The organism is Gordonia effusa NBRC 100432 (genome assembly GCF_000241305.1).
Classification (GTDB): domain Bacteria; phylum Actinomycetota; class Actinomycetes; order Mycobacteriales; family Mycobacteriaceae; genus Gordonia; species Gordonia effusa.
The window spans coordinates 1-24,113 of sequence record NZ_BAEH01000038.1; the positions used below are offsets into that span (position 1 = coordinate 1).

Annotated in this window: 26 protein-coding genes; 16 read left to right on the top strand and 10 right to left on the bottom strand. The window is 61.9% G+C overall.

The genetic code is table 11. The features are described from left to right. Positions 1–207: 207 nt before the first annotated feature. From GOEFS_RS06355 to GOEFS_RS06370, 4 genes are all read right to left on the bottom strand, one after another. Positions 208–894, bottom strand: a complete 687-nt coding sequence (locus GOEFS_RS06355) for a methyltransferase (protein ID WP_007317071.1) — start codon at positions 892–894, stop codon at positions 208–210. Continuing rightward, positions 878–1,189 carry a hypothetical protein gene (locus tag GOEFS_RS06360; RefSeq protein ID WP_138917913.1) on the bottom strand — a complete coding sequence of 104 codons (312 nt, stop codon included), beginning with the start codon at positions 1,187–1,189 and terminating at the stop codon, positions 878–880. Before GOEFS_RS06360 ends, GOEFS_RS06355 begins: the two co-directional genes overlap by 17 nt. A gap of 2 nt (positions 1,190–1,191) precedes the next feature. Then, on the bottom strand, positions 1,192–1,488 hold the full coding sequence (locus GOEFS_RS06365; protein WP_007317073.1) for a metallothionein: 297 nt from the start codon (positions 1,486–1,488) through the stop codon (positions 1,192–1,194). Between the two features lie 93 nt (positions 1,489–1,581). Continuing rightward, positions 1,582–2,067, bottom strand: a complete 486-nt coding sequence (locus GOEFS_RS06370; RefSeq protein ID WP_007317074.1) for a SixA phosphatase family protein — start codon at positions 2,065–2,067, stop codon at positions 1,582–1,584. Between the two features lie 94 nt (positions 2,068–2,161). Between GOEFS_RS06370 and GOEFS_RS06375 the strand changes: the two genes are divergently transcribed. Further along, positions 2,162–2,713 (top strand): OsmC family protein, encoded by a 552-nt coding sequence (locus GOEFS_RS06375; protein ID WP_007317075.1) that lies wholly within the window; start codon positions 2,162–2,164, stop codon positions 2,711–2,713. A gap of 72 nt (positions 2,714–2,785) precedes the next feature. Next, positions 2,786–3,709 (top strand): DMT family transporter, encoded by a 924-nt coding sequence (locus GOEFS_RS06380; RefSeq protein ID WP_211600652.1) that lies wholly within the window; start codon positions 2,786–2,788, stop codon positions 3,707–3,709. Between the two features lie 22 nt (positions 3,710–3,731). Here the strand turns inward: GOEFS_RS06380 and GOEFS_RS06385 are convergent, their stop codons facing one another. After that, positions 3,732–4,184, bottom strand: coding sequence for a flavodoxin domain-containing protein (locus tag GOEFS_RS06385; RefSeq protein WP_007317077.1), 453 nt, complete (start codon positions 4,182–4,184; stop codon positions 3,732–3,734). A 212-nt stretch (positions 4,185–4,396) separates the two neighbouring features. Here GOEFS_RS06385 and GOEFS_RS06390 point away from each other — a divergent pair, with 212 nt between their 5' ends. From GOEFS_RS06390 to GOEFS_RS06405, 4 genes are all read left to right on the top strand, one after another. Continuing rightward, positions 4,397–5,941, top strand: coding sequence for a CoA-acylating methylmalonate-semialdehyde dehydrogenase (locus GOEFS_RS06390; protein WP_007317078.1), 1,545 nt, complete (start codon positions 4,397–4,399; stop codon positions 5,939–5,941). Between the two features lie 13 nt (positions 5,942–5,954). After that, positions 5,955–7,130, top strand: coding sequence for an acyl-CoA dehydrogenase family protein (locus GOEFS_RS06395; RefSeq protein ID WP_007317079.1), 1,176 nt, complete (start codon positions 5,955–5,957; stop codon positions 7,128–7,130). Between the two features lie 90 nt (positions 7,131–7,220). Further along, the gene (gene mmsB, locus GOEFS_RS06400; RefSeq protein ID WP_007317080.1) at positions 7,221–8,090 is read left to right on the top strand and encodes a 3-hydroxyisobutyrate dehydrogenase; all 870 of its coding nucleotides are present in this window, start codon (positions 7,221–7,223) and stop codon (positions 8,088–8,090) included. Between the two features lie 151 nt (positions 8,091–8,241). After that, positions 8,242–8,823, top strand: coding sequence for a GNAT family N-acetyltransferase (locus tag GOEFS_RS06405; protein WP_007317081.1), 582 nt, complete (start codon positions 8,242–8,244; stop codon positions 8,821–8,823). 32 nt (positions 8,824–8,855) lie between these two features. Here the strand turns inward: GOEFS_RS06405 and GOEFS_RS06410 are convergent, their stop codons facing one another. Then, positions 8,856–10,304 carry an MFS transporter gene (locus GOEFS_RS06410; protein ID WP_007317082.1) on the bottom strand — a complete coding sequence of 483 codons (1,449 nt, stop codon included), beginning with the start codon at positions 10,302–10,304 and terminating at the stop codon, positions 8,856–8,858. A 113-nt stretch (positions 10,305–10,417) separates the two neighbouring features. Here GOEFS_RS06410 and GOEFS_RS06415 point away from each other — a divergent pair, with 113 nt between their 5' ends. Further along, positions 10,418–11,023: a TetR/AcrR family transcriptional regulator gene (locus GOEFS_RS06415; protein ID WP_211600651.1), complete on the top strand. Its 606-nt coding sequence runs from the start codon at positions 10,418–10,420 to the stop codon at positions 11,021–11,023. Between the two features lie 9 nt (positions 11,024–11,032). Here GOEFS_RS06415 and GOEFS_RS06420 read toward each other — a convergent pair whose 3' ends face one another. Next, positions 11,033–11,899, bottom strand: a complete 867-nt coding sequence (locus GOEFS_RS06420) for an AlbA family DNA-binding domain-containing protein (RefSeq protein ID WP_007317084.1) — start codon at positions 11,897–11,899, stop codon at positions 11,033–11,035. 53 nt (positions 11,900–11,952) lie between these two features. Beyond that, entirely contained in the window at positions 11,953–12,447 is a 495-nt protein-coding gene (locus tag GOEFS_RS06425) for a MarR family transcriptional regulator (protein WP_007317085.1), read from the bottom strand. 184 nt (positions 12,448–12,631) lie between these two features. Between GOEFS_RS06425 and GOEFS_RS23880 the strand changes: the two genes are divergently transcribed. The 4 genes from GOEFS_RS23880 (at position 12,632) to GOEFS_RS06445 (ending at position 16,124) form a co-directional block, all read left to right on the top strand. After that, on the top strand, positions 12,632–14,305 hold the full coding sequence (locus GOEFS_RS23880; protein ID WP_050949804.1) for a hypothetical protein: 1,674 nt from the start codon (positions 12,632–12,634) through the stop codon (positions 14,303–14,305). A 181-nt stretch (positions 14,306–14,486) separates the two neighbouring features. Then, entirely contained in the window at positions 14,487–14,681 is a 195-nt protein-coding gene (locus GOEFS_RS06435) for a hypothetical protein (RefSeq protein ID WP_007317087.1), read from the top strand. Positions 14,682–14,688: 7 nt separating this feature from the next. Then, on the top strand, positions 14,689–15,567 hold the full coding sequence (locus GOEFS_RS06440; protein ID WP_007317088.1) for a DUF3558 family protein: 879 nt from the start codon (positions 14,689–14,691) through the stop codon (positions 15,565–15,567). Continuing rightward, entirely contained in the window at positions 15,564–16,124 is a 561-nt protein-coding gene (locus GOEFS_RS06445) for a DUF3558 domain-containing protein (RefSeq protein ID WP_040524611.1), read from the top strand. The genes GOEFS_RS06440 and GOEFS_RS06445 overlap by 4 nt, the downstream gene beginning before the upstream one ends. A gap of 86 nt (positions 16,125–16,210) precedes the next feature. On the opposite strand, the gene GOEFS_RS06450 is transcribed toward GOEFS_RS06445, so the two are convergent. Then, positions 16,211–17,026 carry an acyl-[acyl-carrier-protein] thioesterase gene (locus tag GOEFS_RS06450; RefSeq protein WP_007317090.1) on the bottom strand — a complete coding sequence of 272 codons (816 nt, stop codon included), beginning with the start codon at positions 17,024–17,026 and terminating at the stop codon, positions 16,211–16,213. A gap of 101 nt (positions 17,027–17,127) precedes the next feature. On the opposite strand from GOEFS_RS06450, the gene GOEFS_RS06455 reads away from it, so the two are divergent. From GOEFS_RS06455 to GOEFS_RS06475, 5 genes are all read left to right on the top strand, one after another. Beyond that, positions 17,128–18,804 carry an FAD-dependent oxidoreductase gene (locus GOEFS_RS06455; protein WP_040524612.1) on the top strand — a complete coding sequence of 559 codons (1,677 nt, stop codon included), beginning with the start codon at positions 17,128–17,130 and terminating at the stop codon, positions 18,802–18,804. A 42-nt stretch (positions 18,805–18,846) separates the two neighbouring features. Next, positions 18,847–20,091 (top strand): glycosyltransferase family 4 protein, encoded by a 1,245-nt coding sequence (locus tag GOEFS_RS06460; RefSeq protein ID WP_040524621.1) that lies wholly within the window; start codon positions 18,847–18,849, stop codon positions 20,089–20,091. A gap of 114 nt (positions 20,092–20,205) precedes the next feature. Then, positions 20,206–20,934 (top strand): class I SAM-dependent methyltransferase, encoded by a 729-nt coding sequence (locus tag GOEFS_RS06465; RefSeq protein WP_007317093.1) that lies wholly within the window; start codon positions 20,206–20,208, stop codon positions 20,932–20,934. A gap of 1 nt (position 20,935) precedes the next feature. Then, positions 20,936–21,979: a hypothetical protein gene (locus tag GOEFS_RS06470; RefSeq protein WP_007317094.1), complete on the top strand. Its 1,044-nt coding sequence runs from the start codon at positions 20,936–20,938 to the stop codon at positions 21,977–21,979. Between the two features lie 450 nt (positions 21,980–22,429). Beyond that, positions 22,430–23,275 carry an LLM class F420-dependent oxidoreductase gene (locus tag GOEFS_RS06475; RefSeq protein ID WP_007317095.1) on the top strand — a complete coding sequence of 282 codons (846 nt, stop codon included), beginning with the start codon at positions 22,430–22,432 and terminating at the stop codon, positions 23,273–23,275. 136 nt (positions 23,276–23,411) lie between these two features. On the opposite strand, the gene GOEFS_RS06480 is transcribed toward GOEFS_RS06475, so the two are convergent. Further along, complete coding sequence (locus GOEFS_RS06480; protein WP_007317096.1) at positions 23,412–24,095, bottom strand: MspA family porin; 684 nt, start codon at positions 24,093–24,095, stop codon at positions 23,412–23,414. Between the last annotated feature and the right edge of the window lie 18 nt (positions 24,096–24,113).

Below are 24,113 nucleotides of genomic sequence, written 5' to 3' on the forward strand. Positions count from 1 at the left end.
CGAGTGCCCGGCGAGGCGCTGCCGGGCCGTTCCAGTCTGATGGTCGAGTGCCCGGCGAGGCGCTGCCGGGCCGTTCCCGTCCGATGGTCGAGTGCCCGGCGAGGCGCTAGCCGAGGCGGGTGTATCGAGACCAGGTGACCGTTCTCGTAAACCGTTGTCTCGCAGCCATTGTTGCATGATGCCGTCGTGAGACGCCCACCTAGCAAACTATCCTGCTCGCTCGGCGCGGATCACCGCGAGCAGTTCACGACGCCGTCCCGGCTTCAGTAACCCCTGCTTCTCCATCCAGTCAGCCCGAGCTGAAAACACTGGACCAAACGGGATCTCGGCTTCAGCGGCAACCCGCGTCGACAACCCCGATCTAGTCAACGCGGCTATCGTCGCCGGGATATCGGCGTATTCGGACTGCACGAGAAGGAGGGTGCCGCCAGGGCGCAATAGCGTTGGGGCAGTGGAACAAACAACGTCGAGTACCGCGCGTCCACGCGGGCCCGCATCCCAACAATGACTGGGTCCCGGTGGATGCAGCTCCGGATCATCGACCTCCGGCGTCGGAACGTAGGGTGGATTACAAGTGATCACATCGAACCCGGCGGCGTGCCGCAGCAGCCCGATGTCGTTGTGCACGGCGGTGACACAACCGCCGGACTCGCTCGTGCTGATCAGCCGACGGACGCTCGCGATCGCTGCGGGCGAACTGTCAACAGCGGTAACGCTTTTCGCGCCCAACTCGGCCGAGTGAACAGCCACGACCCCCGACCCGGTGCAGAGGTCCCCGACATCGCGGCCGGCGACGAGCTTCCGATCGATCGCACCGATGAGAAGGCGGGTGTCATCCTGCGGGCGATAGACCTGGGCAGCATCGAGGTAGCCGGGTTCAGCGATCGCCGTCATCGTTCCTGATATCTCGCCCGTGATAGTGGGCCTCGTATTCGGCCGCCTCTTCCTCGGTTACCGCGGGCTGCAACGGGTCCTGCTCTGGTCGGTTGTCCGGATCATGTTGAACCAGAACCCTTCTGCTCACCGTGAATAGAGCGAGACTGGCCAGGAGTACGCATGCCGCGGCGATGCCCGACCATTTGCTATCGGGGTGATCGCTGGCCATCATGCCGATCCACAGCACGCCTAACGCGACGCCGATCAGCAATGTCAGATATCCACAAAGACCCAATGCTTTCGCGAAACGCATTGTCATTCACCTCCGGTCGGTGTCATCGGTGCCCAGAAATTGCCATCGTTGGTTTCGGCCCGATCTGCCACGCCGTCGACCCCCATCTGTCGCGCGCAGTGCGCGCAACAGAACCGCACACCGTCGCATTCGACGCCATGGCCGATAATGCGGCAGTTGCAGTGTGCGCAGCGAGGCGCAAGGGCGTTGATGGCGCACTCGAAACTGTCGAAAATGCCGACGGTGGCGTCTGCCCCGGAGCCGATCTCGATGGTCATGGTGTCGGGGTATTCGTTCCCGCAAACGTCGCACTCGGGCATGTCGTGCAGCTTCCTTCTCGACAGAAATGTCTAGGCGTTGGCTGAATACCCAGCTGCGGCGTCTTGAAACATCACGCCGCTGACCAGCGCGACCTAGCGCGGTATGCGCATTGCCCGCAGCGACGCCGATGTGTCTGGCGCCAAACCGATCTGGTCCCAGGACACCTCGACGTCGATGATTGCGTAGGCCGAGGTCGGAAACCGTTCGAGGTAGCACAGCGGATCGAGTGCTAGTGCTGTCTCGGGCATCCCAGGCTCGTGTCCGATGACGAGCACCGTGGTGGCGTCGCCCGGTGCGTGGATGCGAAGTGACTCGAAAATCGCCTCTGGGGTCCCGCCGTAGATGTCGTCGAGATAGGTGACCGGAGCTTTGATTCCGGTGCGCTGCAAGGTTTCTCTCGTGCGCGCCGCAGTCGAGCACAGCACGGCGTCGACGGTCAGCCCGTCCTTGGCGATCCACTCGCCGGCAAGAGCGGCCTCACGTCGACCCCGGCTCGCGAGCGGCCGTTCATGGTCGGTGACGCCGGCCGGGTACCCCGATTTTCCGTGGCGCATGAGTATCAGTGTCCGTGCGGTCATTGCGTGTATCCCTGCCTTGTCGATGGCTCGTCATTACACTCGCACCAATTCAAACCCTGTGCCACCCCCGCGGCCAGATCTAGCGTCGAATGCCATGACGACAACCGTTTCCTCCGCGATCCATCCGCTACCGACCGCCGACCTCCCGCTCAACGCGATTACGGTCGCGACATCTGCCGCGGTGGAGGCCAACGCGGCGAATGCGCATGTCCTATTCACCGGTGCAGCGCAGCCGACGGGGACCGTCGGCAGCGACATCGAACTTGGGCAACATCACGTGCGAGTCGACGAGCCGCCAGCGCTCGGCGGCGAGAACACCGCCGCCAACCCGGTCGAGTACTTCCTGGCTTCGCTGCTGTCATGTCAGGTGGTGACCTATCGGTTCTGGGCTCAGCGCCTCGGCATCGAGGTCGATTCGCTGTCTGCTCGTGCCGAGGGCGACCTCGACGTCCGCGGCTTCTTCGGCCTCGACGATTCGGTACGTCCGGGATTCGGGGCGGTCCGTGTGATCGTCGACGTCGCGGGACCGGAAACCGAGGAGCGCTACCGGGAACTACAGCGCGCCGTCGATGCGCACTGCCCAGTGCTCGACCTGACGGCCAATCCCACTCCGATAGTCACCACGTTGAACGTCGGTGCCAGCTAGCGACGTTCGCCCGACCACGCCGTGTGACGATGCGATTCGTCGCATCCACATATGGCCGTTAGCCTTGACGGCGTGGAAACCTGGGTGCCGGCCGTACTCGCGGTGAGCGCGGCGCTGCTCATCGCCGGCGGCACGGTTCTGCGGCAACGTGCGTCTGCCGCATCCGGTGCCATCACTCGGGGCTGGTGGGTTGGCGCGACGATAGCCATCGCGGGCTTCGGCTTGCAGGCCGCGGCACTGGGTTTGGGGACGATCCTGCTGGTCCAGCCGCTAGTGGTGCTGGCCGTACTATTTTCCCTGCCCTTCGAAGCGTGGGCCGACCATCGTCATCCCGAACTGCGCGAGTGGGCCTGGGGTGCGGTGCTGGTGGCCTGCGTTGTCACCTTCCTTCTGGTCGCACGACCGACGCCCTCGCTACGACGGCCCGACCTCACATTGATTGGCATTACCGTCATATCGGTGATCGGCGTGGTGATCGCGTTCGTGATCATCGCCGAGCGGTCCAGCCCGCACTACCGGGCGCTGTTCTACGGATTGACCGCCGGTGTGCTCTTCGGCGTTTCCGCGCTGCTCATCAAAACAGTCATCTATCAGGCGATCCATTTTCCGCTCGAGATGTTCCGGCATCCGGAGGTCTACCTGCTGGCTATCGTCATCGTCGGCGCCATCGGCGCTCAGCAACGCGGGTTCGGTGCCGGTGATTTGCAGACATCCTTCCCGGCGATGGTGGTGATGGAGCCGGTGGTGTCGATGATCCTGGGCATTGTGCTGTTGGGTGAGGATTTGAAGGTCAGCACGATGACCGCGCTCTTCCTGGGCGTGATCTTGGCGATTCTGGCGCGCTCGGTCATCGAATTGGCGAAGACGTCGGCATTCCGCGGTCAAGCGGCGCCGACGCCATCCGCAGACGAACTAGCGGCCGGGGGCCATTCGACCAACCTCGACCGCGTCGTCGCCGAATACGACGATCGGCCCATTCACGACCGGTGGCCGTGAACGAGCTGCCTGTTGTGGAGATTTAGCCTTCGTCGATGATCGACGTGAGTTCTTGTGCCCATTCCTTGGCTTGTACCTGGGGCTTGATCTTGCCGGACAGATCGTGGCGGCCGTGCTCGCCGACCTGCCTCGCGCCTAGCGCGGTCAGTCGTTCCGCCATGATTTCGCCGCCGCGGTTGAAGGTTTCTCCGTAGACGGTGTCGCCGAGGCCGAAGACCGCGAACCGCAGTCCACTCAGGTCTGGTTTGACTTCGTCGAGTTCGTCGGCGAAAGGTTCTGCGCCGGTGGGGAGTTCGCCCTCACCATAGGTCGAGCAGACCACAACGAGGAAGTCTTCGGTGTCCAAGTCCTCGACCGCGAACTCCGTCATGTCGTAGATCGACGGGTCGTGTTCGGCGGCGAGCACATCAGAAATCGCGTTGGCGACGAGTTCGCCGGTGCCGGTTTCGGTGCCATAGAGGATGACGGTGGACATGGTTTCCTTTCGGGCGATTGCTAAGGGTGACCTTAGTTCGGGAGCCATTTTACGGTCTGAGGCGGGTAGATGACGAATCCGGTGTACAACGGCGGCCCCATGGTTGACGGATGTCCGGTGGCTCGGCCGATCGCAGAAACTAGGGGTTGCAACTAATTACTAGGAGGTCCTAGAATGATGTTGTCCGCCTCACATCCGCGTCCATGTAAAGGATGATCCTCGCCGTGACTACCGCAGCACCCCGCATTCCGCATTTTCTCGACGGCCGACGCGTCGATGCTCCAGCTGACTCGCGCACCGCAGACGTCTTCAATCCCAGCACCGGGCAGGTGCAGGCGGTAGTGCCGCTGGCCAGCGCCGCCGAAGTCGATGCCGCCGTCGCGTCGGCACAGGTGGCACAGCGCGAATGGGCCGCCTGGAATCCGCAACGTCGTGCACGCGTGTTGATGAAATTCGTGCAACTCGTCGCCGATAACTCCGACGAGCTCGCCGAGAAACTGTCCCTCGAACACGGCAAAACCTTCGAAGACGCGAAGGGGGATATCCAGCGCGGCATCGACGTCATCGAATTCGCCGTCGGCATCCCGCACTTGATCAAAGGGGAGTTCACCGAAGGTGCCGGTGCCGGCATCGACGTGCACTCGATCCGTCAGCCGCTGGGTGTGGTTGCTGGCATTACCCCCTTCAATTTCCCCGCGATGATTCCGCTGTGGAAGATCGGCCCGGCACTCGCATGCGGTAATGCGTTCATCTTGAAGCCGTCCGAGCGCGACCCGTCGGTGCCGGTGCGGCTCGCCGAACTCTTCGTCGAAGCGGGCCTGCCGGCTGGTGTGTTGCAGGTAGTCCACGGCGACAAAGAATCGGTCGACGCCTTGCTCGACAACGACGACGTACACGCCATCGGCTTCGTCGGCAGCTCCGATATCGCCCAGTACATCTATGAGAACGCCGCGCGAAACGGTAAGCGCGCCCAGTGCTTTGGCGGCGCCAAGAACCACATGATCATCATGCCGGACGCCGATCTCGACCAGGCCGTTGATGCGCTGATCGGTGCGGGGTACGGTAGCGCCGGTGAGCGGTGCATGGCCATCAGTGTTGCCGTTCCGGTCGGCGAGGAAACCGCAAACCGCCTGCGTGCCAAGCTTATTGACAAAGTCGAAGGTCTGCGCGTCGGGCATAGTCTGGACCCCAAGGCCGACTACGGGCCGCTGGTCACCGCCGCCGCGCTAGAGCGCGTCAAGGGCTATATCGGCAAAGGTGTCGACGAGGGCGCTGAACTGGTCATTGATGGGCGCGATCGTGGCAGTAACGATCTCACCTTCGGCGATGCGAGTCTGGAAAAGGGATTCTTCATCGGCCCAACGCTTTTCGACCATGTCGCCAAAGAAATGACGATCTACACCGACGAGATTTTCGGCCCGGTGCTTTCGATCGTTCGTGCCGGCGATTACGAGGAGGCTCTCGCACTCGCTACCGACCACCAATACGGCAACGGTGTCGCGATCTTCACCGCCGACGGAGATACCGCTCGCGACTTCACCAGTCGCGTGCAGGTTGGCATGGTCGGCGTCAATGTGCCGATCCCGGTTCCGGTGGCGTACCACACCTTTGGTGGCTGGAAGCGTTCCGGCTTCGGCGATCTCAATCAGCATGGTCCGGCGGCGGTTCAGTTCTACACCAAGGTCAAGACGATCACGACGCGCTGGCCGCGGCAGGGTGATCAGCCCGGGGCATCGTTCATCATGCCGACGCACTGACACGCGGGTGACTATGACTGCGACTGCTGCGACTTCGGCGCTGGCCGGTCTCGATGAAACCGATCGGGTGATTGTCGAGACCGCGGCAGCTTTTGCCGCCAAACACCTTGCGCCACATGCGGCCGAGTGGGATCAAACCGGCCATTTTCCGGTCGACGAATTGCGGATCGCGGCCGGCCTGGGCATGGGAGCGATCTATTGTGACGATGAATTCGGCGGCTCGGGCCTGCGTCGCATCGACGGTGTTCGTATCTTCGAGCAATTGGCGTACGCGGACCCGACCACGGCCGCGTTCTTGTCCATCCACAATATGTGTACCTGGATGGTGGACAGCTACGGGACCGATGAGCAACGCGCTCAATGGATTTCACGTATGGCATCGATGGAGACAATCGCCAGCTACTGCCTTACCGAGCCGGGTGCCGGTTCCGATGCTGCCGCGCTCACCACCAAGGCGGTCCGCGATGGTGACGATTACGTCCTCACCGGGATCAAGCAGTTCATTTCGGGTGCGGGGTCGTCGGATCTTTACGTGGTAATGGCACGTACCGGTGGTCAGGGGCCCAAAGGTATTTCCACTTTCCTGGTCGAAAATGGTTCGCCCGGACTGAGTTTCGGTGCGCAGGAGAAGAAGATGGGCTGGCACGCACAGCCGACCGCACAGGTCATCTTCGACGAGGTCCGAGTCCCCGCCGCAGCATTGCTCGGCGCCACGGAAGGGCTCGGCTTCGGGATCGCGATGAACGGTCTCAATGGTGGTCGTATCAATATCGCGGCGTGTTCCCTCGGCGGTGGTCAATCGGCATTCGATCGGGCCGCGAGCTATGTCGCCGAGCGAGAAGCGTTCGGCGGCAATCTGATCGACGAGCCGACGATTCGATTTACCTTGTCGGATATGGCCACCGGGTTGCATACGTCGAGGTTGACGCTGTGGGACGCGGCCGCGGCTCTCGACGCCGACGCGCCGGACAAGGTGGAGCGGTGCGCGATGGCCAAGCGCTACGTCACCGATACTTGCTTTTCCGTCGCTGATCAGGCGATCCAATTACACGGCGGATACGGATATCTTCGTGAATACGGAGTGGAGAAAATCCAGCGAGATCTGCGAGTAAACCGCATCCTGGAAGGTACCAACGAAATAATGCGAGTAGTACAGGGCCGGGCCATAGCCGCGCGCTACAAAATCTAGCGTGGCGTCAGGATGGTCGAGTGCATCGCGAGGCGCTAGCCGAGCGGTGTGTATCGAGACCTCGATCCACAACTAAGACAAGGAGTTTCGATGACCACAATCGCCTTTCTCGGCCTCGGACACATGGGCGGGCCAATGGCGGCCAATCTCGTGGCAGCCGGGCACATCGTGCACGGCTTCGATCCGGTCCCGGCCGCCGTCGAGGAGGCAAAAGCCAATGGCGTCACCATGTTTCCCGCGGGAATCGAGGCGGTTGGCGGTGCGGAGGTCATCATCACCATGCTGCCTAACGGCGCGTTGGTAAAACAGTGCTACAGCGAGATTCTTCCCGGCGCACAGACCGGTGCACTGCTCATCGACAGCTCGACTATCTCCGTCGACGACGCGCGTGAGGTGAATTCTCTCGCGGCCGACCATGGCTTGGCGCAGATCGACGCTCCAGTTTCAGGTGGAGTGAAAGGTGCCGTCGCCGGGACCTTGGCGTTCATGGTCGGCGGCACCGACGAAGCCTTCGCTGCCGCACAGTCGACGCTAGAACCCATGGCAGGCAAGGTGATTCACTGCGGTGGTGCGGGAGCGGGGCAGGCCGCCAAGGTCTGCAACAACATGGTCCTGGCTGTGCAGCAGATCGCTATCGGCGAAGCCTTCGTCCTCGCGGACAAGCTGGGACTGTCGGATCAGGCATTGTTCGACGTCATTACCGGAGCGACCGGCAACTGCTGGTCGGTGCATACCAACTGTCCGGTGCCCGGCCCGGTGCCAACGTCCCCGGCGAATAACGACTTTCAGCCAGGTTTCGCTACCGCCCTGATGAACAAAGATCTGGGGCTGGCGATGGACGCGGTTGGGAGCACACATGCCAATGCTCCGCTCGGCACGCACGCGGCCCAGCTCTACGCGAGGTTCGCCGAGCAGAACGCCGACCTTGACTTCAGCGCCATTATCAACACGCTGCGGTAGACCAGTTATCCAGGTGCCCTCGCGCCAGCCGAAAAATTTCATCCCCGTGAGGGAGCTCGGAGGGCATATTGCCCTCCGAACCCCTTGAGGGGGATGAGATTTCACCTGTCAACGGTCGACCGGCCGCGCCGGGTCCGCATATGATGGCCACATGGGATCTGAACTCCGCATCATCCCGATCAACGACGTCAATCGCGAAGAGTCGTATCGCGTGCTCGCCCGAGCGTTCGCCGATGACCCGGTGATCCGTTGGCTGGTTTCCGATCCGGGCCGCGATGTCGCCCTGTTTCGTTTTCTGGATCGCGTAACGCACGGTGCTCCAGACAGCTGCGACCTTGCGCTCGACGGTGACCGCGCCGTTGGCGCCGCGTACTGGGATCCGCCGGGTCATAAGCAGTCGGTATGGACCGCTGTCAGTTCATTTCCGTTGCTGCTTAACATCTTTCGCACGCGGGTGCGGCGCGCCGGCGAGGTTGAGCATATCTTCGGCAAGCTGCGTCCAAAAGAACCGCACTGGTACTTGTCCACGATCGGCGCCATCGAATCGGGTCGCGGAATCGGTACTTCGCTGCTGCATCATCGCCTGGACACCATGACGGGACCGGCTTATCTGGAGAGTTCGAAACGGGAGAACGTTCCTCTCTACGAGCGTTTCGGCTTCGAAGTGACCGAGGTCGTCACACTGCCGGGCGGCGGACCCCAGGTGTGGCCGATGTATCGACCGGCACGCTAAGGCCATACCCCGTCGAGAGCGGGCGCCACCGTCTATACCCGGGCCGGTTCCTCGGAGGCCTGCTCGACAGCGGCGACGGCGTCGCCCGTGACGGTCGCCGACCGTCGCAGACTGACCGCGATAGTGCCGACCAATGCGATCGCGACTGCGACACCGCACATGATCGCCGACGTGGTGAAGCCTTCGGACAGTCCTGGAATCACTTGACCGGCTACACCGTGTGAGGTGTAGACCGACACTATGATCGCCAGCCCTACGGCGCCGCCGAGTTGTTGCATCGTCTGTAGCAGCCCCGACGCCGAGCCGGCATGTTCGGGCTCGACCCTCGATAGCACGATGACCGTCGTCGGCATGAACGCCAAACCGGCCGACAGGCCGTTGAGGATCATCGGGCCGAGCATTCCGGCTGCGTATGACGTCGCCGCGTCAATTTCGCTGATCCACAGGAATGAGGCGACCATGCCCGCCGTTCCAACGAGCAGTAACGGCCACGGACCGAAACGTCCCACTAGACCCGCGCTTATCCGGGAGCTGGCGAAGATCGCCAAAGACAGTGGGAGGAAGGCGAATCCGGCTTGCATCGGGCCGAAGTCCAGCACGCGCTGCACATAGAGGATCGCCAGGAAGAACATCGAGAATTGCGAACCTACGAGCAGGGCTATCACCCCGAGCGCACCGGCACGCGACGGCAGCTTCAACAGTGCCAACCGGAGCAGCGGATGTTCGACGCGTGATTCGACGATCACGAATACCAGCAGCAACGCTGCCGCGCCGCCGAGTAGACCCAGTGTCGTCGCCGACGTCCAACCGTGGTCTGGTGCGGTGACCAGCGCGTAGACCGCACCGACCGCCGCGCTGGTGACCGCTATCGAACCGAGAACATCGAAACGCCCTGTGCGTCTTGGAGTTTCATCGAGGAACCGTCGAGTGAAAGCAAGTGCCGCGAGCCCGATAGGTACGTTGATCAGCAGAGTCAGGCGCCATGACCCGAGGTCAGTCAAGATGCCGCCGATGATGAGCCCGAGTGACGCCCCGGCCGACGACACCGCGGTGAACAGTGCGAGCGCACGATTGCGTGCTTGATCGTCGGGAGCCGACGTGGTGAGCAGAGCGAGCACACTCGGTGCCGCGAGTGCGGCCCCTATGCCTTGTAGCGCGCGGGCCACGATGAGGAGCGTGCCGTCGGTCGCGAACGCGCCGGCCAGCGAGGAGGCGGTGAACAGCGCGAGCCCGATTTCGAATACTCGACGCCTTCCGAACACGTCGCCAAGCCGCCCGCCGAGTAGCAGCAGACCGCCGAAGGCGAGGGTGTAGGCGTTGAGCACCCAGGAGAGATTCGCGGCGGAAAAGTCTAGGTCCTCCTGGATATGTGGCAAGGCCACGTTGACGACGGTGGCGTCCAACACCAGCATGAGTTGGGCGACGAGCACGATGGCAAGACCCACCGTGCGACGCCGTTCGGCGGGAATTCGGATCGACATGAGTGTCCTTCGCAGGAGAGGTAGTCTTATGTGGAGTGGTTCTCCGATTAGCTAATCGGAGACCTCCTCCGATTAAGAACGATACGGAGGCATCCTCCGTTTAGCAAGGGTTGGTGTTTGTGGTGGGTACGACGCCGTCGTCGGCGACCGAGCGGCCGATGCGTGCCGATGCGCGCCGCAATCGCGTCAAGCTGATCGAGGCCGCCCGTGAGGTCTTTCGCGAGGGTGGTTCGGAAGCGTCGCTCGATGACGTCGCTAAGCGAGCCGGCGTCGGACCGGGCACGCTGTACCGGCATTTCCCGACTCGCGACGACCTTATCGACGCCGTCATGCGCGATTGGTCGGTCCGCATCGAAGCCGACGCGGAGTCCGCGGCTGCCGACCCGCGCCCGGCCCGCGAGGTCTTGCGGGACTGGTTCGGCCGATTCGTCGACAACGTCGGCATCTATCGGGGCGCGGCCGCCAAGCTGATGTCGGCGATGGATGACGAATCGTCACCAATCTATCGGAAGTGCCAGGTGTTGATCGCCGCCAACGCCAATGTTCTTGGCCGCCTTGCTGATCGGGGAGAGTTGCGCGACGGTATCGATGATCGCGAAGTGATGCGGCTAATCAGTGGGGTCGCATCTGTCGCCGACAACGTCGGCCTGAGCACGGTCGAAGCGTCGGGCATGATCGACATCGTCATCACCGGAATTGTCGAGCCCGGCGGGCGCTAGTCGCATGGTCTATAGCTCGGCCGAAAACCGCACTGCCGCTTTAACTTGTGCCGCCACTGACGACCCGACTCGCAGCGGCCAGCGGTGCATCACATATTCGGCAGCCTGATCGACGTGCAGCTGGCGGGTGGAATTGCCTGAGCGGACCCAGAATTCGCGCGGGGCATTCTTGCCCGGCAGCAGGTACACCGGGCGAGGCGACGCGGAGACACGGACTCGGCAAACCGGTCGCGCGGTGCCGTCGGAACCGGCCAGCGACTCCACGGCGATGACCACCTCGGATGCGGTTGTTTGCCCGAGACTGGTGGTCAGCAGATCGCGCAACCAGAGCTCGAATCGGTCCGCATCGGGCACCTTCAGTGTCTTGTAGTCCGCGTCGAGACCGAGTGGCTTACCGTCGTCGTCGACGCCGATGAGTAGCGTGCCGCCGTCGGCATTGAGGAACGCCGCTACCGTCTTGACGATGACCTGCTCCATGCGCGGATCCTTCTCGCCCGAGCGAAGGTTAACGCGCGCAGTCGATTTGAACTCGATACGGTCAGATTCTCCCGCGGCGATCAGATCGGCCAACGCCTCGCGTTGCGGTTTCTGAAAGTGCGCGACCACGGCGCTGTACGCCGCGATAGTTACTATCGACAGCGCGAGGCATAACAGGATCGAGAGCGGATCACGAAGGTGCGCAACGGGTCTGATCGCGCTCGCCAACAGCAGCCCGAGCGATGATCCGAAGATCGACAACACGATCGATGTCGACATTTGCAGGCGGGCGCGGCCCCGTAGTACCCAACGTGCGATTGCGCTGAAGGCCAGTGCGAATACGAGGATGATGAGTAGTGCAACGGCGATCATCCACAGTGGTTCACGCAGTTCGTCCATCGACAGAAGACCTTCTCACAGTACGGTTTTCGGTGGCTACTCGGACGACGTTCTCAGAAGTCCCCGTTGTGGTGTCGTAGTGAATGTATAGCTGTCACAAGGCCGTTGATCTCGGTATCGTTCATTCCGACGTCGGAGAACACATCCCGATTCAACGTGGTCGTTGCGTCTTCGACGGTCGAGCGCCCGATATCGGTAATCGCGACGAGGGTTGTCCGTCCGTCAGTTGGATGTGGCACCCGCCGAACCAATCCGTTGGTCTCCAACCGTCGAATCGCGTGGGTTACCGACGTCACGTGAACCTGGAGCCGGTCGCTGGCTTTGGTAATCGGCATCGAGCCGGAACGGGAGAACGCGAGCAGGCGCAGCAGTTCGTATCGCGAGAAACTCAAGTCGTAGGGACGCAAGGAACTTTCCACGCGGGCGAGCAGGATCTGATGCGCGCGCATCACCGACGTGACAGCCACCATGCCGTCGGCGACATCGCCCCAACCGGATTCGGTCCAGTTGCGGCGGGCGAGGGCAATGGGGTCCACGCTGTCGGTCATAGCGATAACCCTATCGGGTCGAATTCGGGCGAAGAGTTTTGCTGAGGTAATAAAAAGGCCTCTGACTTGGACAAATGACCTAAGAAAAACCTGAGAGGAGTTCGGTGATTTAGATCTCATAGTGTCGGTGTGACGTGGTTAACTACTCGCGAATTCCACTTCATGTTCGAGAGGCAGGTGCCAGATGAGCGCCGGACGTCATCGTCGAGGACCCGTTCCGTTGGTAGACCGACCCATCGTTGCCGCACCGCGAAAACATCATCCACGCTGGATCGCAGGTTTCGTCGCCATTGTGGCGACGCTGACCGTGAGTGTGGCTTTGGTCGGTGGGCAAGGCCAAGCGCGGGCGGCGGTGCTCGATCCTGGCAACAGTTCCGGCGCGTCGCTGTCTGATCTCATAAACAACATCGCCAACGGTGCACTGCAACCGATCGCCGACCAGTGGCGAATCCAGATGTGTTCGTCGGGCGGATCCACCGGCGGCGCGAACTGCTCTCAGTCGACCAACATTGGCATCGCGATGGTGGTGCCCGGAACCATCGAGTTGGTCCCGCGTCTGCCGTACGGCATCGCGCAGGCCGCGACCCTCTTTCCGATCGACCTGCTGGGCATCATTCCCGATCTTCCGGATGCACCCGAGGCCAGTGGCTCGGCCACGGTTATTGGTGACGGGGTCAAGTTCGCGCTCGCGTCAACCGGCGGCAAGGCAACGGCGATCGCCCTACTTCCGCTGAGCGTGGCCACCGCGGGCGCCAGTGGAGGTCGCACCGCGATCGCATTCGCGGTCCTCGGCATTGCGAACGCGTGGACAACTGACGAGATCAAGACATCGATTCTGAGTATCGAGACACCGATTTCGATTCCGGCTATCGAGCGCGTCGACTGTTTCGGTGTCCTCACCGCCGCCTATGCGGAGAACGTCGGAGCTTGCGCGAATGTGCTTGGCACCTTCGACGCCAAACTCGATCTCAAGAAGAATCAGCTTCAGTTCGGGCTCACCAATCCGGCCGGTCTTGCCGACGATCCGACGAGCATTTTCACCGAGCTCATCACAACGCTTCTGACGACAGGCAACTTGCCGGCATTGAGTACGCTTCTCACCGAAGACTTCGCGCGTCTCTACCTCGGCGGCGATGAATTACTCGGCCTCACAAGCGATTACGGATTTTCCGAACCGGTGACGGTCAGCTGGCTCGGCCAAAAGGTGACACTCTTCCCAAAGATGACCGCGGCAAACGGCGAACAGCGTCCGAACTATCTCGGTCTGCCGACACTCACCACGGGCGCTTTCGATCCGACGCAGGTCCTGGCAACCATCACCGCCGGACCATTCAAGATTCCGTTTGTCGACAGTCCACTGAACCCGACCAACCTCACCTCAACCTCGACGGGCGGGTCGACCGTTCTCGCCGCCAAGAAGTCGTCGCCCACCACGTTGACCGCGCCGGTTGACGACGCTGCGACCTCGGAGCAGTCCACCGCCGAAACGCCCACCGCCGAAACGCCTGCGGCGGACGATCAAGCGACCGCCGTTGATGACTCGACGGCTACAAAGCCGGGCGACGGAATCTCGGCGTGGAAGGCGCGGCAGCGAGAGAAGTTCGGGCAGGGCGGATCGTCGGGCAACAGTTTCGGATCAAAAATCCACAAGCCGCAAAAGAACCAGAAACCGGACCAGTCCGCTACCGGTGGTTCGAGCGGCGGCGATTCGACAAGTGCCGGATCCGACGACAACTCGGCCTCCGGTGACGGTAGCGAGAACGACGGTGGCAAAAACGAGAGCGGCACGAACGACGGTGGCACCACCTCGGACGGCGACGCGTCCGCTGACTCGTCGTCCACAACCGGCGATAATTAACCGCACCAACATCATTCGGCGTGATGTCCTTCGTGGGGCATCACGTCGAATGCTCTCGTGAACGTCGGATAGGTGTCGGTCCACCGTCTTTGCCGCGCCATTTCGCTAGAGTGTGGGCAAACCGCCATCGCGCATCTGGCAGATGCTGCTGGCAGACACACCGCAGCTAAGGAGTCCGGCGATGGGTGTTGATCCCGCCAAGAGTAGGGCCGTGTCACAGGTCGTTCGGCAGCATCCGGCGATGAGTGTGATCGCGATATCGCCCGCAATCGTTATTTTCGTGCTGCTTTGGTGGTTGGTACATCCCGCGATAGCGATCATCGCCGGTCTGGCCGCCGTCGGTGCTGGCTACTACCTCCTGGTCCGGCAAAGGTAGGTCGGGGATGGGGACACGCGTCGACAGTTGGATTTGGGCCATCCGCCTGACCAAAACGCGATCGGCCGGAGGGGCGGCCTGCCGGGCCGGACATGTGTGCGTCAACGGCGTAACCGCCAAACCCGCGCATCCGGTCAGCGTCGGAGACACGGTCGAGGTACGGCTTAACGGCATCATCCGGATCGTCGAAGTGACACAGCTGATTAGCAAGCGAGTGTCGGCACCGCTTGCCGCACAGGCATATCTGGACAAATCGCCGCCACCGCCGCCCCGCGAAATCGTTGCCAGTGCACCCCGCCGTGATCGCGGCGCTGGGCGCCCGACCAAACGGGAACGTCGTGAACTGGAGAAATTTCGCGGCGGACTCCTCACCCTGCTACTTGTCGTCGTGGCGTTGTTCGTTGCCGGCTGCGGCTCAGATGATCCCGACGATCCAACGACGCCCACCACCAAGACTCAGGCGAAGTCGGGACCGTTCTTTGGCGAATGTGGTGGAGTCACCCTCAACGAGGTGACCAAGGAGACCGGCTTTAGCGGACTGACCGCCACGGTTAACAACGCGTCGGTATGCGAGTGGGCCAGCGACGACTTGCGACTCGGTGCGACAACCTCGTTCAATTGGTACCGAGGGTCTCCGATCGGTCGCGAGTACGCCACTGAAAAACTCTCGCGCGAGGTAACCAAAGACATCACCATCAATGGGCACAGCGGGTTCATCGCCTACGACACCCTCGTATGCGAGGTCGGCATTCAGTTCGACGACGACTTCTTCGAGTGGTCGGTCAGCGCGGGCAGTCTGATGATGACGTCGGCGCCATCGACTGAAAGTCTTTGTGCCGCAGCGAAGAATCTGTCCCGAATGTCGATCGAGAGGGCGACCCAATGACTCATCGTCGACGTCGGGTAAGTCGTTGGATTGCGGTTCTCGCGATATTGGTGGCCGCGATAGTCGGTGTCAGCGGTTGCACCGTGGACGGCACTGCGTACCCGATAGGCGGCGGTGACACGGGTCAAGGCAACTGGCAAAACAGTGACCGATTCGAGAAACATCTACTCGAATGTAACGTCCTCTCCGAGACCCAAATCGCTAAAGCGGTCGGCGGCAGTTTCGCCAGCCGCAGTTTCAATGGTGCGATCTGCCGATGGACAGTGTCGGGAAGTAACACAACGGCGGTCACCTTCAACTGGTTCGAATGGGGTTCGATGGCCGTCGAACAGCGCACCGCCAAAAAACTCGGCTACACCACCGAGAACATCAAAATCGCCGACACCTACACGGCGTTCACGCAGCGCGACCCGAAACGCCCGGCGATGTGTGGCGTCACATCAAAAGCGCCTGGCCGCGGCGTATATACCTGGTGGGTCGAGCCGCGCGTCGCCTCCGGTGACTCCTGCGCGGCGGCGATCAAGTTGATGACGCTGGTGCTGCGCGGCTCGGCGTAACCGCTGTCCGTGAAAACCGCGCCCAACGTCGACTCCGGCGCATTCTGCCCCGACCCGTACGTAGGGTGCGGTTTTCGCCGAGTTGCCTAGGGCAGCAAGGTCACCGATACGGTCGATGCCACGACTTGTTCGTCGCCCATGAGGATCCATACTTCGAGTCGATCGCCGACCCGACGACGGCGCAGTGTCAACTGACTGCGCGGCACGATCGGCCGGAGGTATTCGATGACTAGGCGATGCGGCTTGTCGACAAGGTCCGGGTGATCGACGAGTTCGTCCTCGATCGCTTCCAGATAGGCGGCATTGTTGAGATGTTTGAACGGGTCGAAGTCGGTGATGCGCAACGGGTGTGGCCGATCGGGAAGTTCGACGTCGGTTGCTGCCGGTGCCTTATCGGAGTTCATTGACTTCCAACGCAGGCGATGCTCGTCGGTCATCTGGGCCAACAGTTCGAAGGCGTCGTCGGTGAGCCGCGACGGCATGCCCTGCTCGTTCACATTGATCCAGAACGCTTCGGTCTCGATCAGGCCGTCGGGCCGGTCCTCGGGGTTGAACCTGTTCGTCTCATGTGTCGCGGTGAGACGGACGCGCATGTTGGTCCATCGGGTCGACAGCGCGCCGCACCAGCGCTGTGCCGTGACCGTCCCGGGCCACGAAATCGGACGGATCACGTCGATGACGGTGCGTCGGACAATCCAGAATGGGTCAGTGTCGGAGAACTCGGTTGCCTCGATATTGTCGTTGGCGACGTCCTGCAGGTAGCGCGCGACGGCGTCGAGCCGCACGCGCATTTCTTGGTCGACGTCGTCGGTGCGCACGCGGTAATCGGCCTCGAAGTACCGGGCGCCCTCTTTGCGGTCACCAAGCGGCTCGAACGGGACCGGAGTATCGATTGTGCTCACCGAGCGTCCTCACTATGGGCGATGATGGGATTTGAAGTTAAGGTACAGTTGTACGGCGAAGTAGAACACGTTCTACGAGACGAACTGCGAGGTAAGGCCAGATGGCGCACGTTATTACGCGGCCCTGCTGCAACGATGGTAGTTGTGTCAGCGTTTGTCCGGTGAACTGCATCCACCCGACACCTGATGAACCAGAGTTCATGACCGCGGAGATGCTGTATATCGATCCGGAGACCTGCATCGATTGTGGCGCTTGCATCGATGAGTGCCCGGTCGAGGCAATTCTTCCCGACGACCAACTCGACATCAAAGACGAGCCATACCTACAGATCAACGCCGACTACTACAACGATCACGACGCGGACGGCGGGCTTGTGCCACCGCGCAAATCGCCGCCACTGCCGGACAAGGAACTGCATGTGGCGATCGTCGGAGCGGGTCCGGCGGCCTTTTACGCAGCGCAACATCTGGCGACCAAACAGTCAGTCAAGGTCGACATGTTCGACCGGTTGCCAACGCCGTACGGGCTGGTGCGCGCCGGCGTCGCACCCGATCACGCCGCCACCAAGGGGGTTGAGCGCACCTATGCGTCGACCGCCAACAAGCGCAATTTCGACTACTTTCTCAATGTCGAAGTCGGCAAACATGTCACCCACGAGGAATTGACCGATCGTTACCACGCGGTCGTGTATGCGGTTGGTGCGGCCACCGACAAACGCCTGGGAATAGTGGGAGAGGATTTGGCGGGTTCGATCTCCGCGACGGAGTTTGTCGCCTGGTACAACGGGCACCCCGACTACGCAGACTTTCAGGTGGATCTGTCCGGTGACCGCGCGGTGGTAGTCGGGAACGGCAATGTCGCTCTCGACGTCGCGCGGATCTTGGTATCGGACCCCGATGACCTCGCGAAGACGGAAATCGCCGACCACGCGTTAGCTAGGTTGCGCGAGTCGAACGTCAAAGAGGTTGTGCTGCTTGGTCGTCGGGGTGTCGCGCAGGGCGCCTATACCAACAGCGAGTTCCTCGCACTCGGGGACGTCGAGGGCGTCGACATCATCATTGATCCGGAGGAATTGACACGCGACCCGGCGTCGGCCGCGGCGGAAGCCGACGGCACACTCGACTCGACGATCGCGACGAAGGTCCGGCTGGCCCGTGAGTTCTCCGAACGGTCAACGACCGACGGAAATAGGCGAATTGTGTTCCGCTACTTGGTCTCTCCGGTCTCGATCGAGGGCGATGAGTCCGTGGACAAGGTTGTCTGTGTGCGTAATGAGTTCATCGACGACGCTGACCGCGTTGCCATCGCACCGACGAGTGACACCTTTGAATTGGAAACCGGGCTTGTCCTGCGTTCCATTGGGTATCGCGGAACACCGGTGGGGGACTTGCCTTTCGATCCCATCCGAGGGGTCATCCCCAACGACGCCGGGCGGGTGACTGCCGAAGCTGGCGGCGACGTGGTGCCCGGTCTGTACGTGACGGGCTGGATCAAACGCGGTCCGACCGGCGGCATCGGTCGAAATCGGTTGTGCGGTGAGGAAACTGCCACAGCGGTTCTTGCTGACTTTATTGATGGTTCGCTCGTCGATCCGATCAAGCCGCGTGACGACGTAGATGCTCTCGTCACCGGTCGTGGCGCGCATCGCATCACCCTCGCCGGTTGGAAGGCCATCGACGCCGCGGAGAAGGCGGCGGGCCGGTCGGCGGGACGGCGGCTGCTGAAGATCGTGTCCGTTGAGGAACTTGAAAAAGCCGCAGCAACGGCGGAGGGCTGAACACGCATGTCAGAATCAAATGGCATGTCGGACAACAGAAAACTGCGCATCGCGTTGCTCTCCTATCGGAGCAAGCCGCATTGCGGGGGACAGGGTGTATACGTTCGCCACCTGTCCCGCGAGCTGGCATTGCTGGGGCACGACGTCGAAATCCTGTCCGGACAGCCGTATCCCGAACTCGACCAGTCGGCGATCGATGCCGGCGTCAGGCTCACCAAGGTGCCGAGCCTTGACCTTTACAACGATGCCAACCCGTTTCGTACGCCAAGGCCGCGGGAGTTTCGCGACTGGATCGACCTCCTCGAGGTCGGCGCGATGTGGACGGCGGGATTTGGCGAGCCGTTGACCTTCAGCCTGCGTGCCGCTCGGTTGTTGAAGAGCCGTCAGGCCGACTTCGACGTTGTGCACGACAATCAGTGTCTGGGTTATGGACTGCTCCGCATCCAGAAGTTCGGGTTTCCGTTGATCGCGACGATTCATCACCCGATTACCCGGGACCGTAGCCTCGCGGTGCGAGCGGCTAAGGGGCTCAAGAAGATTACCGCGTGGCGCTGGCACTCCTTCCTGCGAATGCAGGGAATAGTGTCGCGTCGGATTCCCGAGCTGTTGACCGTGTCTCGCAGCAGCGAGGTGGACATTCGCAAGGCTTTCGACATCCCCGACGGCCGCATCACCACCATTCCGTTGGGTGTCGACACTGATGTCTTCCGTCCGTCGTCGGAGCGAATTCCCGGTCGCGTGGTATGTGTGGCCAGCGCCGATGCGCCGCTCAAGGGAGTCGCGTACCTGCTCGAGGCGATCGCAAAGGTCGGTGCTGAGCGCCCCGTCGAATTGGTGCTGGTGTCGAAACTAGATCCGAATGGCCCGTCTGCCAAGCGGATTGACGACCTGTCGATCGCCGACAAGGTCAAGGTCGTGTCCGGGATCGACGACCACGAACTCGCCGAACTGCTGGCGACCGCTGAAATAGCCTGTGTACCTTCGCTATACGAGGGCTTCTCGCTTCCCGCGGTGGAGGCGATGGGATGTGGAACGCCCCTGGTAGCAACTCGGGCCGGTGCGATTCCGGAGGTCGTCGGCCCCGATGGCCAGGCGGCGATCCTTGTGCCACCGCAGGATTCGGGGGCGATCGCCGTCGCTCTCACCAAATTGCTCGATGACGCTGCCCTGCGCGAACGTCTGGGAGCTGGTGGTCGTCGTCGAGTCGAGGAGAATTACAGCTGGGCCGCGGTAGCAGCCAAGACGGCGGCGCATTACCAGTCGGTCGTGGACAAGCAGTACGAGTAGAGTCGCTAGCTGCCTGGGCGTCGTCGAGGGCGACTGTCAGTCGGCCTAGTGGAAATAGACAACTCGAGAACGTGACGATCGTCGTGAACCGTCACCCAACCGGAGGAAACCTCAATGCTCACAGTAGATTTCGACCGTCTCGGAGTTGGACCGGGTACTACGGCGATCGACATCGGCGCTGGGCAGGGGCGACATTCTTTCGAGATGTTCCGACGCGGTGCGGATGTCATCGCCTTCGACATGTCTGAATCAGACATGGCCGATGTCGGCGAGATGTTCGACGCGATGATGGCCGAGAATCAAGTTCCGGCGTCGGCGAAGGCTCGCGCCGAAGTTGGTGACGCACTGCGTCTTCCGTATGCCGACGACTCCTTCGACGTGGTGTTGATGTCGGAGATTCTTGAGCATATTCCGTCGGATGAGGCGGCGATTTCGGAGATGGTCCGTGTGCTCAAGCCAGGCGGCATCGCGGCGGTTACTGTACCTAGGTACTGGCCGGAAAAGGTGTGCTGGGCGCTGTCGGATGCGTATCACGAGGTTGAGGGCGGTCACGTCCGCATCTACAAGGCGTCGGAGCTGGCGGGCAAGCTGCGCGAAGCGGGGCTGGAGGTTACCGGCACTACTCACGCACACGCATTGCATGCCCCTTACTGGTGGCTGAAATGTGCTGTGGGCGTAGAGAATAACGACAATCTTCTGGTCAAGGGTTATCACCAGATGCTGGTGTGGGACATGATGAGTAAGCCCTGGCTGACCGTGCGGGGCGAGCAGTTGCTCAATCCGTTGATCGGCAAATCTGTTGCGCTGTATTTGCGTAAGCCAGCGGGGAACTCGGACGCCTGAGGTGACCCGCCAACCCGCGGTCCCCGGAATACTTTCGGCGCAGCAGGCCGCCGCGACCGGCGCGGCGATTGCCGATATGCAGACCGATTCCGGTGCGCTGCCATGGTTTCCGGGCGGTAAGACCGATCCGTGGGATCACGTGGAATCGGCGATGGCGTTGTCGGTGACGGGCTTTATCGCCGAAGCTGAAGCCGCATATGGCTGGTCGCGTCGCATGCAGCGCGCCGATGGATCGTGGCCGATAGAATTCCGCGGCGACGCGGTTGTCGATGCCAACACCGACAGTAACTTCTGTGCGTATATCGCTGTCGGAGTGTGGCATCACTATCTGGTCACCGGCGACGACTCGTTCCTTCGCGCGATGTGGCCGACGGTGCGTCGCGCGATCGACCTGGTGTGCACGTTCCAGCGCCCCGACGGAGCCTTCCGCTGGGCGCAAGACTACGTCGGTCGGACGATGTTCGACGATGCACTGCTCACTGGTAACGCCAGCATCTACCACGCCCTCGACTGCGCGGTCAGTATCGCGGAAAACCTTGGGCAGCAGGTGGATCGGTGGGTCTTGGCCCACTCCGCGCTCGGCGCGGCCTTCGTCGGGTCTATCGATGTGTTCAAGCCGCCGTCGGAGCATTCAATGGATTGGTACTACCCGGTCCTCGGCGGCGCCCTGCGCGGTGCGGCGGGGTCGCGGCGGATCGATGAGCGCTGGTCGGAGTTTGTGGTGTCGGGCAAGGGGATTCGCTGCGTGAATCACCGGCCATGGGTAACCGGCGCTGAGACTAGCGAATTGGTGCTGGCGCTCGATGCGTTGGGAGATACTGATCGCGCCGTGGAACTGTTGGCATCGATCCAGCATCTGCGTGATCCTGACGGGTCATATTGGACCGGTTTGGTTTTCGCCGACGGAAAGCGCTGGCCGGTGGAGAAGAGCTGCTGGACATCGGCGGCAGTTCTACTCGCGGCGGATGCGGTAAGTAGGACGTCGCCGGGCAACGGAATCTTCCGGGACGTGACGCAACGACAGGTGACGCTCGCGCAGGCGTAAGGTCGCCAATTCGGTTGCGGGGTCTCGATACACCTCGTCGCTAGCGCTCCTCGGCACTCGACCGGCGGAGAGGTGTCGCCTCCGATGGTCGAGTGCCGTCGTGCGAGCTTGCGCTGATGCCGCCCCCGATGGTCGAGTGCCGTCGTGCGAGCTTGCGAGCTCGCCGGTGTATCGAGACCACGCAACACAAATTCGGAAACGTAACCGACGCAGTGTCTTTCGCGTGACTTCGTGGGTCTCGATACATCCGACTCGGCTAGCGCCTCGTCGGCCACTCGACCGTCGGAAGAATCGGCTAGCGTCTCGCCGGCCACTCGACTATCGAAAGGCGCCACTCGACCATCAGAGTAAAGGCCGACCGTTAAACGCTCCGCTATTCACGCCAAACTCTAGACCCCGCAACCGCAAGCACCTAGACTAGTGTCCAGTCAAATGTCTGAGAGGCTTGGGATGGAATTTGGAATCGTTCAGTTCACCAGTGATCGGGGACTGAAACCGCATGTGCTGGCACCGCTGATCGAAGACGCTGGGTTCGCGTCGTATTACGTTCCCGAGCACAGTCACATCCCAACCAAGCGTGAGGCTGCCCATCCAGGCACGGGCGACTCGTCGCTACCCGACGACCGCTACATGCGCACCTTGGACCCGTGGACATCGCTGGCGTCAGCGGCCGCGGTTACGTCGACGATCCGTCTCGCGACGGCGGTCGCACTTCCAGTTCAATCCGACCCGCTGACTCTCGCCAAAACTCTCGCCACCCTCGACCATCTCTCCGACGGTCGGGTCACGCTCGGCGTCGGCTTTGGCTGGAACCTCGACGAACTCTCCGATCATCACGTACCCGCTGGCCGACGTCGGACCATGTTGCGTGAATATCTCGAGGCGATGCGTGCGCTGTGGACACAGGAGGAGGCGTCATTCGACGGCGAGTTCGTGAAATTCGGCCCCAGTTGGTCGTGGCCCAAATCGACTCAGGAGCGAATTCCGGTCCTCGTCGGCGCCGGTGGGAATGAGAAAAACTTCAAGTGGATCGCCCGCAGCGCCGACGGTTGGATTACCACCCCCGGCGAGGCCGACATCGAAGGATCGGTCACGTTGCTGAACAAGGCCTGGGCCGAAGCCGGGCGCGAAGGCAAACCGCAGATCGTCGCTCTCGACACCAGACCCGACGAAGAACGTCTCGCACGCTGGCGTGAACTCGGCGTCACCACGGTGCTCTATGGCGTTCCCGACGACGACGTCGAAAAGGCCACCGCATACTTGGCGAAACGAGCCGGGCAACTGGGGCTGGGCTAACGCGGGCTGCGATAGGAACAAGCGCCAAAAACGAGAGCGGTCGGTTGCGGCGCCCCCGACAGCACCGCAACCGACCGCACCCCTCGTGGGGGTTCCCCGTCGTCGAATCGACCGTCGTCGAAACGACGTTAGGGACCTACACCCGGCGGGTATTTCCGTAAGCGTTGAGCACGTACAGTCCCTTGGCGGTAGTGACTGTGATCGTCGCGAACGGTCGTACCGACACCGGTCCCACTGCACCGGTGACCGAGAACTGCACTCCGTCGAGGAACAGTTCGATCTCCGGCTCGGTCATGCTGATCTCGCCAGTTTTTACTTCCGAGATCTTGCCGGGAGCGACTTTGAATTCGAAGTCGGCGGCCGGGATGATGGTCGATTCAGCACCGATTTCCGCGCCGATGTCACTGCCGATCTTCGCGGTCGGGCCGGCTGCGGCGATATCTACCGACGGCGACACCTTCGCGTTCAGCCCGCCCTTCAGCTTGAGGTCTGGCGTGTGCAGAGTGACGGTGACGCCGTCGGGCGCGACCGACACCGGGTAACCGAACTGGTAGCCGACGACAACCTTCGCCTTGAGTTTCTTGTCTTTGGCGATGTTGGAAATGCGAGCGCGGAAGTCCGACGTGATGAACGCTTCCTTGGTCATCGGGTTCGAGTCGAGCGGTGCGCCCGAACGGACCTTGGACGTCTGTGCGGTTATGGCGACCTGGTGTCCGTCGCTAGTTGTCTTGGTCGCTCCGAGGGCTGGTGTAACGACTACGAATGCCAGTGCCAGCATCGCGGTGAGTGCGAGCGTCGCCGACGTCACTAGTCTCTTCATCTTCTTTTCCCCTGCGTC